Here is a 15,528-nt window from a genome sequence, read left to right as displayed (position 1 = left end):
TGACTACGGCCCGGCTGGGGCTTATTGGCTATTCGCCCCGCGCCTTGGCGATGATCTCCTGCGCGACGTTCCCCGGAACCTCGGCGTAGGAGTCGAACTGCATCGTGAAGACAGCCCGGCCCTGGGTCTTGCTGCGCAGATCACCCACGTAGCCGAACATCTCGGACAGGGGCACGAGCGCCTTGATGACGCGCATGCCGTGCCGCTCGTCCATGGACTGGACCTGGCCGCGGCGGCTGTTGAGGTCGCCGATCACGTCGCCCATGTTGTCCTCGGGCGTGGTGACCTCGACGGACATCATCGGCTCCAGCAGCGTGGGGGTCGCCCGGCGGGCGGCCTCCTTGAACGCCATGGAACCGGCGACCTTGAACGCCATTTCCGACGAGTCGACCTCGTGGTAGGCGCCGTCCTGCAGAGTGACCTTGACGCCCACCATCGGGTAGCCGGCGAGGACACCGAACTCGGCGGCCTCCTGGCAGCCCGCGTCGACCGACGGGATGTACTCCCGCGGGATGCGGCCGCCGGTGACCTTGTTCTCGAACTCGTAGCCGTCCGACCCGCCGCCGAGCGGCTCCAGGTCGATGATCACGCGGCCGAACTGGCCGGAGCCACCCGTCTGCTTCTTGTGGGTGTACTCGACCTTCTCGACCTTCTTCGTGATCGTCTCGCGGTAGGCGACCTGCGGGCGGCCGACGTTGGCGTCGACCTTGAACTCGCGCTTCATCCGGTCGACGAGGATCTCCAGGTGGAGCTCGCCCATGCCGGAGATCACGGTCTGCCCGGTCTCCTCGTCCGTGCGGACCTGGAAGGACGGGTCCTCCTCGGCGAGCCGCTGGATGGCGGTGCCGAGCTTCTGCTGGTCGGCCTTGGTCTTCGGCTCGATCGCGACGTGGATGACCGGCGCCGGGAAGTTCATCGACTCCAGGACGATCGGGTCCTTGTCGTCGCAGAGCGTCTCACCGGTGGTGGTCTGCTTGAGGCCCATCACCGCGACGATGTCGCCCGCGCCCGCGCGCTCGATCTCGGTGCGCTTGTTGGCGTGCATCCGGTAGATCTTCCCGATGCGCTCCTTGCGCTCCTTGACGGAGTTCATCACGTTCGCGCCCGACTCCATGACGCCCGAGTAGACGCGCACGAAGGTCAGCTTGCCGAGGTGCGGGTCGCTCATGATCTTGAACGCCAGCGCGGAGAACGGCTCCTCCTCGCTCGGCTTGCGGGAGAGCACCTTCTCCTCGTCGCGGACGGCGTGGCCCTCGATGGCCTCGACGTCCAGCGGCGACGGCAGGTAGCGGACGATCGCGTCCAGCAGCGGCTGCACGCCCTTGTTCTTGAAGGCCGTGCCGCACAGCACCGGAGTGAGCTTCGCGGCGATCGTCGCGCGGCGGATGCCGGCGTGGAGCTGCTCCGCGGTGGGCTCGTCGCCCTCCAGGTACAGCTCCATGATCTCGTCGTCGTTCTCGGCGAGGGTCTCGACCAGCTTGTCGTGCCACTCGCGGGCGGCCTCGACGTGCGTGTCGGGGATGTCGAGCGTGTCGTACATCTCGCCGAGCTTGGCCTCCTCGTTCCACACGAGGGCCTTCATCGTGACGAGGTCGATCACGCCCTTGAAGTCCGACTCGGCGCCGATCGGAAGCTGCAACGCGAGCGGCGTCGCGTTGAGACGGTTCTCGATCATGTCGACGCAGCGGTGGAACTCCGCGCCGACGCGGTCGAGCTTGTTGACGAAGCACATGCGGGGCACGCCGTAGCGGTCGGCCTGCCGCCACACCGTCTCGGACTGGGGCTCCACTCCGGCCACGCCGTCGAACACCGCGACTGCGCCGTCGAGCACCCGCAGGTTGCGCTCCACCTCGACGGTGAAGTCGACGTGTCCCGGGGTGTCGATGATGTTGATCGTGTGCTTGACCTCGTCGACGGGCCATTCGCAGGTGGTGGCGGCGGAGGTGATGGTGATCCCCCGCTCCTGCTCCTGCTCCATCCAGTCCATGGTGGCGGCGCCGTCGTGGACCTCGCCGATCTTGTAGCTCATCCCCGTGTAGTACAGGATGCGCTCGGTCGTCGTGGTCTTGCCCGCGTCGATATGGGCCATGATCCCGATGTTGCGGACCTTGGCCAGGTCTACACCGGTTTTGGTAGCCACTTTCGTCCTCGCGTCGTCTCGTCGTTGCAGTTCGCCGGGGTTACCAGCGGTAGTGGGCGAATGCCTTGTTGGACTCCGCCATCTTGTGGGTGTCCTCGCGCTTCTTCACCGACGCGCCGAGGCCGTTGCTCGCGTCGAGCAGCTCGTTCATCAGCCGCTCGGTCATGGTCTTCTCGCGGCGCTGCCGGGCGTAGAGCACCAGCCAGCGCAGGGCGAGCGTGGTGCTGCGGGCCGGCCGCACCTCGACGGGGACCTGGTAGGTCGCGCCGCCGACGCGGCGGCTGCGGACCTCCAGGGTGGGCTTGACGTTGTCGAGCGCGCGCTTCAGCGTGACGACCGGGTCGTTGCCGGTCTTCTCGCGAGCGCCCTCCAGCGCTTCGTAGACGATGGTCTGCGCGATGGAGCGCTTACCGTCCAGGAGAACCTTGTTGATGAGCGCGGTGACCAGCGGCGAGTTGTACACCGGGTCAGCGATCAGCTGGCGCTTGCCAGCGGGGCCCTTGCGCGGCATCAGCCCTTCTCCTTCTTCGCGCCGTAGTGGCTGCGGCCTTGCTTGCGGTTCCGGACGCCCTGGGTGTCCAGCGTGCCGCGAATGATCTTGTACCGAACGCCCGGGAGGTCCTTCACACGGCCGCCGCGGACGAGCACGATCGAGTGCTCCTGCAGGTTGTGGCCGACGCCGGGGATGTAGGCCGTGACCTCGATCCCGCTCGACAGGCGGACACGGGCGACCTTGCGAAGCGCCGAGTTCGGCTTCTTGGGCGTCGTCGTGTAGACGCGCGTGCAGACACCCCGGCGCTGGGGGCTGCCCTTGAGCGCGGGCGTCTTGTTCTTGGTCACCTTGTCCTGGCGGCCCTTGCGGACCAGCTGCTGGATCGTGGGCACCGCGTCTCCGTCTTCCTCGTACCGAGCCGGTAAGTCTTATTGCTGCAATCACCACCTCAGGCGAGGCTGTGACCTGCCGGTTTCCCGACCTCTCCGACCCACGCGGTCGGGCGTGTCGCCACCCCACGGAAATACACCCGCGAGATTCCGACACAGACCGCCCGGCCCGTATGAGGGCCGAATCAAGCCGGGGAGTCGAGCCCCTTTCGCCCCGCGCGGCCGATGGCCCGAGAACCTCGCGGCCACCGTGCCCGCCGAAGGCGGAACGGACTCATCCGATGCGGCGCTGGAGCCGGGCCTGACGGCCTCGCCGACGCGCACGCACAGCGGCCCGCACACAGCGGGCACAAGTGAGAAGGTTACCGAGCCCTGGGCCAAAGTGCAAAATCCAGAGTGCACTACCGCGCGGGCGCCTTCCGGCGCAAGTCCGCGGTTCCGGCGGGTCGGTGGAGAGGTCGCGGGAGACCCTTGCTCCCTTGACGGTGAACGGCCTGGTGCCGACGGATGTTCCCGGGGGAACGACCCGTCGGCATTGTGTCCCAGGTCCCCGCGTTTGGGGAAGAGGTGGAACAGGTTTTACGCCGTCCCGACCGTGGTGTGCGTCACCGCGCCCTCCTACCGGAGGAAGGCGACGTAGACCACCACGATGACGACGATGAGGGCGACGATGCCGCCGACGACGAGCATGAGCGTGTTCTTGCCGCCCTTGCCTTCATCGGCGCCGGAACCGTAGGTCTGCGGCTGACCGTACTGGCCCTGCTGCTGACCGTACTGGCCGGGTTGGCCGTAATGCTGCTGCTGACCGTAGCCCTGCTGGGGCGGCGCCTGCTGCTGGGGCGTCTGCTGCTGCCCGTACGCCTGCTGGCCGTAGGGCTGCTGCTGGCCGTACCCCTGCTGCCCGTAGCCCTGCTGCTGTTGCTCGCCGCCCTGCCCGTAGCCCTGCTGGTCCTGCTGGCCGTAACCCTGCTGTTCGGCTTGGCCGTAGCCCTGTTGCTGCTCGGCTTGACCGTAGCCCTGTTGGTCCTGCTGGCCGTAGCCCTGCTGCTGTTCTGCCTGGCCGTAGCCCTGCTGGGCGCCGAACTGCTGGCCGCCCTGCTGCTGTTGGGGCTGGCCCCACTGCTGCTGGCCGATGTCGAGCCGGGTGTGCTCGGCCAGGCCCTGCGGCTCGGCCGCCGGACGGGTGTGGGCCGACGGGTCGAACGCCTCGGTCGGACGCGCGTCCTCGACGCCGCCCTCGGCGTGCGGACGGTACGGGTCGTCGGGCGCCTGCGCGCCCGGACCCGCGCCGTAGCCGGACTCGGGCGGGGGCACCATCATCGTCCGCTCGGTGTCGATCTGTCCGCCACCGCCCTGCTGACCACCGCCTTGCTGACCGCCGCCCTGCTGCCCGGCGCCGCCGGGCTGGGACGACTCCGGCGACCACGGCTCCGGCGTGGCCGGCGGCGTCGGCGTCTGCCACGGCTCGCCCTGGCCGGGTCCGGCGGCCGGCGGGTCCTGCCTGCGCTCGGGCCCGGTCGCGACCGGGATGTCGGTGCCGGGCGACCAGTGCAGGGTCGCCTGGTCGTCCACCACGGGACGCTGCGGCTCGCTCTCCGGCGCGCCGGAGGACGGACCGGGGACGATCATCGTCCGCTCGTTGGCCGCCTCCGGCGGCTCGGGCGACGCCTGCTCGGCGGTCGCCGCGGGCTCGGGCGGCGGGAACGCGCCGCCCTGCCCGCCGAACTGGGGCTGCCCGTACTGCGGCGGGTGCTGCTCCTGCGGCGCGCCGTGCATGGGCTGCTGCGGGTACGCGGGAGGCTGCTGCCCGTAGGGCGCCTGCTCCTGCTGCCCGTAGGGCGCCTGCTCCTGCTGCCCGTACGGCGACTGCTCAGGCTGCTGCCCATAGGGCGACTGCTCGGGCTGGCCGTACGGGGATTGCTCGGGCTGCTGGCCGTACTGCGGCTGGCTCCACTGCTGCTGCTCCGGCGGGGGCGGGAAGCCGCCCGGGCCGGGAGGCGCGCCGTAGGGCAGTTGCCCGGCGGGCGGCTGCCCGTACGGGGCCTGCTCCTGGCCGCCGAACCGCGGCGGGGGCGGCGGCTGCTGCTCACCGAACTGCTGCAGCGGCTGCTCGACCATCGTCGGGGGCGGCGGAGGCGGCGCGGGACGCTCGTCCTCGCGCGGCGGCTCCGGCGGCGGCGTCGCGCCGCCGGGGGCGCCGCCCAGCTGGGGCGCGCCGAACACCACGGTGCGGTCGCCCAGGGGACGCGCGGGCGGCTCCTGCGGCGGCTCCGGCGTCCTGGACTGACCCTCGTCCTCCGGCACCGGCCGCTGCGGTCCCTGCGTGCCGTCGTTCTCGGTCATCGTCGGGCTCCTTCAGCGCCGTCGTCCCGGGGTTCCTCGGATCCCGGACGTCCGGAAGCGCGCGGCGCGTAACGCGGCCTCCGGACCTCTGCTCTCGTCCCCCACGTGGCGATCTTGCCGGGCGTGGGCGTTCTCGCCACCAGCCTGCCCCGATCGCCCGTGCTATCGCAAATCACCACTCTGATAGACGCGGGACGCCCCCGGGTCGTTCCGGCCCCGGGGGCGTCCGTGCTGGTCGTCGGCTCGGGAACGGTCCCCCGAGCGGGCGCTCAGGAGTGGCCGCGCACCGGGTGCGGACGGTACGGCGCCTCCAGCCGCGCGACCTCCTTCTCGTCCAACTCCAGGGCCTCGGCGGCTATCGCGTCGTCCACGTGGGTGAGCTTCGTCGCGCCGACGATCGGGGCAGTGACGCCGGGACGGCCGAGCAGCCACGCGAGCGCGACCTGCGCCGGCGGAACGCCCCGCTCGGAAGCGACCTCGCGGACGGCATCCACGACGTCGAAGTCGTCATCGGTGTAGAGGGTCTCCCCGTAAGCGTCGCTCTGGGACCGTACGGTCTTGCGCTCACCACCCCGCTCCCTGTTCCCGGCCAGCATCCCCCGGGCAAGCGGACTCCACGGAATGAGCCCCACACCTTGGTCGATGCAGAGCGGAACCATCTCGCGCTCCTCTTCTCTGTAGATGAGGTTGTAGTGGTTCTGCATGGTGACGAACTTCGTCCAGCCGTGGGATTCGGCGGCGTGCTGCGCCTTGGCGAACTGCCACGCATACATGCTGGACGCCCCGATGTAGCGCGCCTTGCCCGACTTCACGACGTCGTGCAGGGCCTCCATGGTCTCTTCGATGGGTGTCTCGTAATCCCAGCGGTGGATCTGGTAGAGGTCGACGTGGTCGGTGCCAAGGCGCCGTAGCGAGTCGTCGATGCTCGCCAGGATGTGCTTGCGCGAAAGGCCCCGGTCGTTCGGACCTTCCCCCATGGGGAGGCAGACCTTCGTCGCCAGGACATAGTCGTCACGCCGGGGGAAGAATTTCGGGAGCAGACGCCCGGTGATCTCCTCACTGACGCCGTTCGAGTACACGTCGGCCGTGTCGAAGAAGGTGACGCCCCCTTCGACGGCCCGCCGGACGAGCGGCTCCGCCCCGTCCTCGTCGAGCGTCCACGCGCGCACGGCCGGGTCGCCGTAGCTCATCATCCCCAGGCAGACGCGCGAGACCCTCGTGCCCGTCGTGCCGAGACGTACCTGTTCCATGTCCAGCTCCTCTCACCGTTCTCCACGGTGCAACGCCACACCGGCGATCACCAAACCGACCCCGGCCAGTTCCGCCGTCGTCGGGACCTGCCGCAGGACGACGAGCCCGACCACGGTCGCCGTCGCGGGCAGCAGCGCGACCATCAGCGCGTAGGTCGCGCGGCTGAGGCGGGCCATGGCCAACTGGTCGCATACATAAGGAATGACAGACGACGAGATACCGACCCCAAGGCCCGCTGCCAACGCGACCCCGTCCGATAGCACCGGTACAGCCTGTACTCCACCTATGGGTAGAACGAACACTGTCGCGGCCACCATCGCTAGGGCCAACCCGTCGATTCCTCCCGCGTCCGACTGTGCGGCATGGTGCGCTATCACCACGTAGAGCGCGAACAGTCCCGCGTTGGCGAATGCGAAGAGGAAACCGAGCGGCTCCCCCTCCAGCCGTACGTCCGTCAGCACGTAGACACCGGTCACCGCTGCCGCGAGGGCGGCGACGTTGCGTCGCGTGCGCATTCCCAGGGCGGCGATGCCGATGACGGGGAGGAACTCGATCGCGGCGACGGTCGCCAGGGGCAGACGCGCGATCGCCATATAGAAGGCCGAATTCATGGCGGCGAGGACGGCGCCCCAGAGCACGACCGTCCGCCAAGTACCGCGATGGAGCACATGCCAGGGGCGGCGCCACAGGACGAACACCAGCGCGGCGCTCCAGATGCGTATCCCGGCGACGCCCAAGGGCGCGACCCGGGAGAACAGCAGAACGGCGAACGACGGACCCAGATAGTGGAACACCGCACTGCCGACGAAGTACGTCCAAGGCGGAAACGACATGGCCGTATCGTCGGACGCTTCGTAAGTTGGTGGAATGGCGAACAGAAGGGGTCGGCCAGGCCGCGCCTACGAACCGAAGCCTCTCGACGCGATCGACCTAAGGATCCTTACCGAGCTGCAAAGGGACGGGCGCGCGTCCCTAGCGGAACTGGGCCGGCGGGTCGCCCTCTCCGCCCCTGCCGTCGCCGAGCGCGTCCAGCGGCTGGAGGAGACGGGCGTGATCACCGGCTACCACGCCACCGTCGACCCGGTCGCGCTGGGCTTTCCGATCACGATCCTCGTCCGGGTGAACCCGAGCCCGCGCGAGCTGAGCCGCATCCCCAAGATCGCCGACGAGATCCCGCAGATCGTGGAATGCCACCGCATCACCGGCGACGACTGCTTCTTCTTCATCGCGCACCTGCGCAGCGTGGAGGAACTCGAACCGATCCTCGACCGCTTCACGCCCTACGCACGAACGACGACGTCGATCCTCCAGTCGGCACCCGTCCCAAGACGTCCACTCCCGGTAGACGACGACAGCGTGGGTTAGGCGGAGGCGCGGATCCGCCGTCGGGCTTCGCGTTCAGCACGGCGCCCGCACCGGCCGCCTGACGGACGCGGAAGGGCCCGTCCCGGAGGACGGGCCCTTCCGCTACGTGTGGTCTTACGCGAAGGTGTGGCACTCCACCACCGCACGCCGTTCGGTCATGCCCTGCTGGACCGCCGAGTTCACGCACGCCTGCTGCGTCTGGTTGAGCTGCGGCTCGCCACACTGGGTGACGCTTGAGTAGGTGCGGCAGTCCTGGCGCGGCTGCTGTCCGTCCTGGGACGGCGAAGCCGCCATCGCGCTCGTCGTTCCGCCGATCCCGAGGACGGCGACGATCAACGCACCGGTCATGACCTTCTTCATCTGTGCTTCTCCCCCGTCGCGTTCATCGGTCAACGCACGGGTTCCTCCCCGGCCACGCCACCGCAAAACACGGCAAAGAGTCAAGAAATCCCATATACCTCCAGGTCAAGCCGGGTGGGTTCGGGTTTGGGGGTCAGCGGGCGAACTCGGCGCGGACGCCCAGCAGCCGCACCGGCCGCCGTCCGGTGAACGCGTCGAGCACGTCGAGCGCGGCATCCTCGATGCGTTCTGGGTCGACGGTCGGGGCGTCCAGCGTCCGACCGTGCGTCTGGGTGAAGAACGGGGCGTACCGGACCTTGACCACGACGCGCGCGACCTGCCTCCCGTCGGCGGCGACGTCCCCGGCGACCCGGCGCGCCAGCCTGGCGACCTCGCGGCGGACGTCGTCCCAGTCGTCGAGATCCCGCTGGAAGGTGGTCTCCCGTCCACGCGAGCGCGGGACGTAGGGCGCGTCGCTGACCGGGGAGTCGTCCCGCCCCTGCGCGAGCCGCACCAGCCAGGGCCCGATGGTGGGGCCGATCGCGTCCGCCAGCGCGCCCGGATCGGCTGCCGCGAGTTCCCGGACCGTCCCGATGCCGAGCCCTTTCAACCGTTTGGCGGTCTTGGCCCCGATCCCCCAGAGCGCGTCGGCCGGACGGTCGCCGAGCACCTCGGACCACGTCTCTCCCGTGAGCCGGAATATCCCGGCCGGTTTGCCGAATCCCGTCGCCAGTTTCGCCTGGAGTTTGTTCTGCCCGATGCCGACCGTGCATTCGAGCCCTGTCGCCGCGCGCACCCGTTCACGGATTCGCCGCGCCATTTCCTCCGGGTCGCCGTCCACGGCGAGGAAGGCCTCGTCCCAGCCCATCACCTCGACCACCGCGCCGAGACCCCGCAATACGGCCATGACCTGGGCCGATACGTCCTCATAGAGATCCCGGTCGACGGGCAGGAAGACGGCCTCCGGACACCGCCTGACCGCCGTCCGAAGCGGCAGCCCGGAATGCACGCCGTGGGCACGCGCCTCATAAGAAGCCGTGCTCACCACGCCGCGCTTCGTCGGATCACCCTCCCCGCCGACGACGACCGGCCGCCCGCTCAGTTCCGGACGGCGCAGCACTTCCACAGCGGCGATGAACTGGTCCAGATCAACGTGCAGGACCCACCGAGCCACCCCACCATTGTCCCCGCACCAGCGCAAACACCAGGGAGATCAGGGGCGCAGGTCGGCGTCCGGGTCGATGGTCTCCCTCCATCCCCGGTCCGCGTCTTGGTTGTCCCGGAGCAGGGCCTTGGCCCCGCCGAGGAGCGGGCTGGCCTCCAGTGCGCTGCTGTCGACGACCATCGCCTCGGGCGGCGGCCTGCGCCAGACCTGCAGGCCGGACTCCCAGGTGGCGAGTCGGGCGCGTGGGACGGCGAGGTGCTTGTGCCACAGGTTGACGCGCAGGTCCCGGGCGAAGCGCCGGCCGCCCATCCTGCCGAACAGGTCGTCGGTGATGCCCGCGGCGATCTCGGTGTCGAAGGTGTAGCCGCGGTCGTCGACGTTGACGGTCCCGATGACGGCGAACTCGTCGTCGACGAGGATCGTCTTGGCATGGACGTAGGGCCCGCACCATTTCCGGCGCTCGTCGTCCTGGCTCGCTTTCAGCGAGAACATCCGCCACTTGCGTCCGCCGGGATCGGCGGCGGCGAAGTCGGTCCGCCACTCGTTGCGCGCGCCGATGAGATAGGGAAACTCGTTCGGGAAAGAGATCTCCTCTTCCTCTACCCCGTTGGCGTCCCTGATGACATTGCCGTGTTCATCCAGCTTCTTCTTCCTTTTGACGAGCTCGTTGTCGTGCTCGAAGCTCCTCGACTGCTCCATCAGGATGAGAAGGAACTTGAACTCGGGATCGCGGAGGCGGTCCACCAGCAGCGCCTTGAGCCGCCGGCTCACGAGGTACTGGTCCTCGATGTAGATGTAGTGGCGCGCCCGGCTCACCGCCCTTTTGATCAGCTCCCAGGCGGTCCGCTCGCCGGCCGGCGCGAAGCCGTACCGCTCCAGCGACTTGTTCACTTTGCCCAGGTCGGAGTACGTGCGGCCGACGGCGACCGCACACGTCCCCGGCCCCCGCGACCCGCGGCCGAGCGTGCTGGACGGGAGCGGCACGGGCGCCTGCCTGGTGGCGGCCAGCGCGAAGTCGGCCTCCACCTGCGCCCGCGGCATGCTGAACTTGACGGCGTCCAGTCGGGAATCCGGATGGTCGAGCCACCGTTCCCGGAAGACCCGCAGCAGCGCGGCCGCGGCCGGGCCCGTGACGCGGAACTGGACGTCGTGGAAGGGATCGGTGCCGACGCGGCTGCCGTTGATGTCCATTCCACCGGTGAACGCGACCAGGCCGAGCGCGCCGGACACGACCAGCAGCTTCTGGTGGTGGGCGGCGCCCGTCCGATCGAAGTAGGCGCCGTTGTACCGCAGGCGCGGAAGCTTCCCGTCCAGGATGGCCAGGCCGTTCGGGAGCCCGTTGATGAAGTTCGCGATGGGAACGTTGTTGCCGCCGGCCGGATTCATCGTTGGATCGCCCCCGACGTCGGGGTTGTCCCAGAACATGCCTCTGACCTGGGCCTTGGTGCGCTGCAACAGGTCGCCGAACTTGACCGCCGGGGAGCCGCCCGCCGCCTCGATCATGACCGCGTCCTTGTCGACGCCCCAGCCGAGGACGTAGATCCGGTGGTCGGCGGACGTGGCGCCGGCGAGCGCCGTGCCCATGTCGAGGAACGCGCATCTGCCGTAGATGTACGGGACGACGGAGTTGCCCATCGTCGGCAGCGGCCCCGGCTGGCCGTACCAGCCGGTGATCTGCTCCTTCACCCGGTCGTGCTTTCCGCTGGGCCTCGGGTCCGACGGGTCGGGGTCCGGCCGGTGCGGGAGCTTCGCGACCTCGGCCGCGTCCTCCTGGCAGGTGGTGAACGGCTTCGGCGGCGGCCCGGGCGGTTTCGGCGGCCCGGGGGGTTTCGGCGGCATGTCAGGCGCCCTGCGCCGGGTTGTAGGTGACGGTGATGTCGATGCCGGACGTGGGCGTGTACTCGTTCCACTCGGCGATCAGCTCGCCCTTCTCCCCGGGCTGGACGACCGAGAACGGCGAGGCCGCCGTGCCCGTGTGCGCCTTGGTGAGCTTGCCGACCTTGATGTGGGTCGCGTCCGGGATCTCGACGATCGTCTGCGCCTCCTGGTTGTGGTCGAGCCCCCGGACGGAGTCGATCACCACCTGCGCCCCGACCAGGAAGCCCGCGCTGGCGGCCACCTGGATCGCGACCGGGCCCGTGCTGGGGCTGACGCTGACGGGGGACGTGGTGATCACCGCGTCCTCCAGCCGGGTCGCCGTCTTTCCGGGGTTGGCGGGCGGGATGCCGGGATAGTTCCGGTCGTCGTAGGCGGCGATCTCCTGGGCGATGGTCCAGTACGGCGACTCGGGGTCCGGCTCCCTCGGGTCGTCGAGCAGGCCGCGGTCGACGAAGTTCGCCCACCGCGTCTCCCAGCCGCGGCGGACGGTCAGCACGATCCGGGCGCTGCCCGCGCGCAGGAACGCCTGCCGCGTCGCGTCGGGGTGTTCGAGCTGCCTGATGAAGTCCCAGCTCGCGGGTATGTCCCAGAAATAGGAGTAGAGGAACGTCACGACGTTCTCCCACTCGATCGCCTGGTTGACGAACCGGACGATCTCCTCGTACTGCCGCACCAGGGTCCACTCTTCGGCGTCGGGCTTGATGGCGCCCGTCTCGAAGGCCGTGCCGTGCGTGACGTCCACGTTGGCCTTCTCGAACGCCGCGAGGACCTTGCCCGGCATCGTGGGGAACCGGGTGCCGAGCAGGTACCGCAGTACCCCCTTCATCACCTCGTCGTTCTCCTCGCGCCGCAGCGTGAGGGTGTCGACGTTCGTGAGCCTCTCCTCCAGGGCCGCGATCTTGCCCGCGATGTCCTGCTGCTCCGCGAAGTACTGCGCCTGCGCCGCGTTGTAGAAGCCGTTCCACACGTCCGCGCGCCACTGGTCCATCGACTCGTTGGTGGGGACGCAGCGGACGGTGAAGGTGATGGTGGCCGAGTTGACGTCCTCGAACAGCATCCGGATGGGCTGGGATTCCGTGGCGTTCAGGAGGAACGGGGTCGAGCCGTCGTGGGCGAAGAGAGCGAAGTCGACGTAGTCCTTGTGGTGGCCGAACGGGTCGAAGCTGATGTTGGTGCCCATGACGGTGAACCGTCCATCATGCTCGGCGTGCTCCAGGCTGGCGTTCATCAGAATCGATGCGATCCGGTAGTTCGGCGGCACGTTCACCGTGACCTTTCCGCTGTGCCGGCCCACCCCCAGGTTCAGGTCGTCCGCGGACAGGTTGATGATCTTCGTCGGCGCGGGCGGCGGAGGCGGCGCCGGAGCGTGGTACCGGTCGGCCAGCACCAGGTAATGCGGCTGGTCAGGGGTGGGCGGGTCGGTCACCGGCGGCTTCGGATCGCCCGTGCGGATGTCGGCCGTGATGTCGCTGTGCGGGAGGTCGAACACGAACGGCCCCAGCCGGGCCTTCAGCGCGGTGAGCTCGACGTAGGCCCGCCGCATCGACGAGGCGGGCTCGGGCAGGACGATGTCGTACGTCGAGCGCAGCCCGTACCGGTACAGCCGCACCCGCCACTTGCGCATCATGCTGTAGTAGTCGACCCGGATCGGGTTGGTGTCGTTCGGATTGCGCAGCGTCCGCGTCGTGGTCTGCGACGTCCCGGTGACAGTCGTCGTCGCGATGGTGACCTTGTGCTCCTGCTTGGCGCGGGACGACGCCTTCTGCGTCAGGCCGGTCGCGTGCTTGCGGCTCTCGGTCGCCGACTCCGACTCCTTGCCCTGCCCGGTGAACGACGACGTCACCGACCCGGAGATCACCGGGATACCGCCGGACACGGTGCCGGTCACATTGAACTGGTTCGAGTGCTCCTGCTGGGAGTTCGTCGACTGCGACAGCTCGGTGTTGTCGGTCACCCCCGTCTCACTCAGCGTCTCCAGCGAGTCGGTGACGATCGAGGTGAACTCCTTCTTCTGGACGGACCACTCCTTCTGCGTCACCGCGGTCTGCTCAAGCGGCGCCAGCGGGACGGTGCCCACCAGCTCGCCGCGCTCGATCCCGGCGGGCGTCATCTCCAGCCGCTCCAGGTTCAGCGCCCCGACCCCTCCGTGGGCATCGGTGCTGATCTCCAGACCCTTGACCGCCAGCACCGCACCGTGCAGGTCGTTGTGCGCCGCACCGGCCGCCTCGCCGCCGCCGCCCCTCTCGGCGGTGATCCGCTCCAGGTCGCCCCGTCGCAGCTCCACCACGGCCCGGCCGAACCCGAGGAGCGCCTCGACCGGAACACCGGCCAGCGCCTGCGCCGCCTGCAACAGGTGCGGGACGCCCGGCTCCTCGAACGACCCGAGCAGCTCCAGCGCGGTGGCGTCCGGCATGGAGCCCGCCTCGGCCCTCATCTCGCGGAGCCGGCGCGCCGCGTCCTCGACCTCTCCTGGTCGCAGGCCGAGCCGCTGGACGAATCCCAGCTTGGCCATCGCCTGCCCGAACGACAGGATGGACGGAAGGCGCAGCGGCACCAGCGTCCCCTTGTGCAACTCCCGGGTCGCACTCTCGATCAGCGGCGACGGCGGTGGCGGCGGCTGGGTCGGACCCCCCGGCTGGTCGGCCACCGCATTCTCACTTTCCGACATATCTCGTCACTCCCCGTGATGAGCGCTGACGTGCGCGACCATACTTGCTCCGCCGCACGGCGCGCAGGAATCCCTAACATTCGGGGGTCGACACCAGCCCGACGGCCATAGTCGGCGTTTTGGGCGTGACCGTAATCGACGTTGAAGCTTTACGAGTCGGCGGGTGAACCGTCGCGCTGGAGGAATTCCAGACGGTTGCCCAAATTGTCCTGGGCGTAGAAACGGCGGTGGCCGGGGAAGTTCTCGTCCCAGGTGATCTCGACGTTGTGCTCGGTGAGACGCGCGGCCAGACCGTCCAGGTCTTCGACGTAAATGCCGGGATGCGCCTTGGCGGCCGGACGGAAGTCCCGCTCGACGCCCAGATGGATCTCCAGCGCGTCGGCGCGCACCCACAGGCCGCCCCGCGAAGCCAGTACCGGCGGCTTCTGGATTTCACGCATGCCCAGGGCGTCCACGTAGAAGGCGCGGCATTCGTCTTCGCTGCCCGGTGGGATGGCGATCTGCACGTGGTGGACGCTTAACCCGAATGGCGACTGGTGGTCCGGCCCGTACCCCTTCGACGAAATCTGGTTCTCACCCATGCCGCGCGTACTCCCTCTCTCTCCTAGGGCAGACGTCGATGTCCAGACGGGCTCGACGCCCTGAAGATCATCAGATACCGCTCTCAGCCTAGATTGTTCAGGGGGCCGGATCCGCCGGGACATCCCGGCGGATCCGCTGGAGGACGAGCAGCCCGCCGACCGCGGGGATGAGGGCGCGCGACCTGGCGCCCGCCGAACCGGTCTCGGGAATGAGCCACGTGGCGACGATGACGACCAGGTAGGCCGTGCCGTGGACCGGGCCGCCGAGGGAGGTGATGACCTCGGCATGCGCGGTGACGAGGTTGACCAGGAGCACTGCCAGGGACACGGCCTCCACGGCCGCTGCGATCCGCAAAGTGCGCAGCAAGGCTTCACGCCCCCGTCGTGGAGCCGGGCCTGACGATCATCAGGACGACGACGACCGCCCAGAGCAGGTTGAAAATGCCGGTGACCATGGACAGGCGCGCCGCCGCCGCCCGCACCGCCTCCCCGGCCTCCGCCGCGACGCCTCCCCCAGCGCCTTTCCCGGCCCCCGCGACCACGGGCGGGGCGAGCAGGCGCTGCTGCCCGGGCAGGATCGCCAGGACGAGCAGGGCCGCGGCGACCGCCGTCAGCGCGATCGACGCCAGGAGCCAGGCGTCGGTCAGCACGCCGAGCTTGGCCCCGGTGGCGAGCCCGAAGACGGGAACCGCGATGCCGACGAAGGTGTACCCGCGGCAGATGCGGTGCAGGAAGCCCGCGACACCGCGGTTCGGGCCGCCCTCTCCATCGCCGTCCCCGGTCGGAGGCCGGACGTAGCGGGGGAACAGCGAGGCCGCGACGGCGATCGGCCCGATCGCCAGGATCGCCGCTAGAACATGCACGGAAAGCAGCAGTTCGGTCACCTGGAGCCCCTTCGTCATGAATGGATTGGCTG

Annotated in this window: 14 protein-coding genes; 1 reads left to right on the top strand and 13 read right to left on the bottom strand. The window is 69.3% G+C overall.

From position 1 onward, the window contains the following. Window positions 1-28: 28 nt before the first annotated feature. The 6 genes from fusA to FXF68_RS25970 form a co-directional block, all read right to left on the bottom strand. A complete protein-coding gene (gene fusA / locus FXF68_RS25995) occupies window positions 29-2,140 on the bottom strand; it encodes an elongation factor G (protein WP_148763552.1) in 2,112 nt (703 codons plus the stop codon). Window positions 2,141-2,180: 40 nt separating this feature from the next. Further along, a complete protein-coding gene (gene rpsG / locus FXF68_RS25990; protein WP_148763550.1) occupies window positions 2,181-2,651 on the bottom strand; it encodes a 30S ribosomal protein S7 in 471 nt (156 codons plus the stop codon). Beyond that, window positions 2,651-3,025 carry a 30S ribosomal protein S12 gene (gene rpsL / locus FXF68_RS25985; protein ID WP_067889275.1) on the bottom strand — a complete coding sequence of 125 codons (375 nt, stop codon included), beginning with the start codon at window positions 3,023-3,025 and terminating at the stop codon, window positions 2,651-2,653. The genes rpsG and rpsL overlap by 1 nt, the downstream gene beginning before the upstream one ends. 615 nt (window positions 3,026-3,640) lie before the next feature. Continuing rightward, the gene (locus tag FXF68_RS25980) at window positions 3,641-5,365 is read right to left on the bottom strand and encodes a hypothetical protein (RefSeq protein WP_148763548.1); all 1,725 of its coding nucleotides are present in this window, start codon (window positions 5,363-5,365) and stop codon (window positions 3,641-3,643) included. Between the two features lie 269 nt (window positions 5,366-5,634). Further along, window positions 5,635-6,615, bottom strand: coding sequence for an aldo/keto reductase (locus FXF68_RS25975; protein WP_148763546.1), 981 nt, complete (start codon window positions 6,613-6,615; stop codon window positions 5,635-5,637). 12 nt (window positions 6,616-6,627) lie between these two features. After that, a complete protein-coding gene (locus FXF68_RS25970; RefSeq protein WP_148763544.1) occupies window positions 6,628-7,449 on the bottom strand; it encodes an EamA family transporter in 822 nt (273 codons plus the stop codon). Between the two features lie 34 nt (window positions 7,450-7,483). On the opposite strand from FXF68_RS25970, the gene FXF68_RS25965 reads away from it, so the two are divergent. Next, entirely contained in the window at window positions 7,484-7,981 is a 498-nt protein-coding gene (locus tag FXF68_RS25965) for an Lrp/AsnC family transcriptional regulator (RefSeq protein WP_148763542.1), read from the top strand. Between the two features lie 114 nt (window positions 7,982-8,095). Here the strand turns inward: FXF68_RS25965 and FXF68_RS25960 are convergent, their stop codons facing one another. From FXF68_RS25960 to FXF68_RS25930, 7 genes are all read right to left on the bottom strand, one after another. Next, window positions 8,096-8,374, bottom strand: coding sequence for a hypothetical protein (locus FXF68_RS25960; RefSeq protein ID WP_148763540.1), 279 nt, complete (start codon window positions 8,372-8,374; stop codon window positions 8,096-8,098). A 100-nt stretch (window positions 8,375-8,474) separates the two neighbouring features. Further along, entirely contained in the window at window positions 8,475-9,494 is a 1,020-nt protein-coding gene (locus FXF68_RS25955) for a DNA polymerase IV (protein ID WP_148763538.1), read from the bottom strand. A gap of 39 nt (window positions 9,495-9,533) precedes the next feature. Beyond that, window positions 9,534-11,324, bottom strand: a complete 1,791-nt coding sequence (locus tag FXF68_RS25950) for a phospholipase D family protein (RefSeq protein ID WP_148763537.1) — start codon at window positions 11,322-11,324, stop codon at window positions 9,534-9,536. Window position 11,325: 1 nt separating this feature from the next. Further along, the gene (locus FXF68_RS25945; RefSeq protein ID WP_222870086.1) at window positions 11,326-14,010 is read right to left on the bottom strand and encodes a hypothetical protein; all 2,685 of its coding nucleotides are present in this window, start codon (window positions 14,008-14,010) and stop codon (window positions 11,326-11,328) included. Between the two features lie 170 nt (window positions 14,011-14,180). After that, a complete protein-coding gene (locus FXF68_RS25940; RefSeq protein WP_187438115.1) occupies window positions 14,181-14,612 on the bottom strand; it encodes a VOC family protein in 432 nt (143 codons plus the stop codon). 97 nt (window positions 14,613-14,709) lie between these two features. After that, the gene (locus FXF68_RS25935; RefSeq protein WP_281292232.1) at window positions 14,710-14,967 is read right to left on the bottom strand and encodes a DUF3817 domain-containing protein; all 258 of its coding nucleotides are present in this window, start codon (window positions 14,965-14,967) and stop codon (window positions 14,710-14,712) included. A 16-nt stretch (window positions 14,968-14,983) separates the two neighbouring features. Beyond that, window positions 14,984-15,514, bottom strand: a complete 531-nt coding sequence (locus tag FXF68_RS25930; RefSeq protein ID WP_246178933.1) for a hypothetical protein — start codon at window positions 15,512-15,514, stop codon at window positions 14,984-14,986. Between the last annotated feature and the right edge of the window lie 14 nt (window positions 15,515-15,528).

Source organism: Actinomadura decatromicini (assembly GCF_008121305.1).
Lineage (GTDB): Bacteria > Actinomycetota > Actinomycetes > Streptosporangiales > Streptosporangiaceae > Spirillospora > Spirillospora syzygii.
The sequence above is the reverse complement of the archived record's forward strand: the minus strand, read 5'-3'. Positions and strand labels throughout refer to the sequence as shown.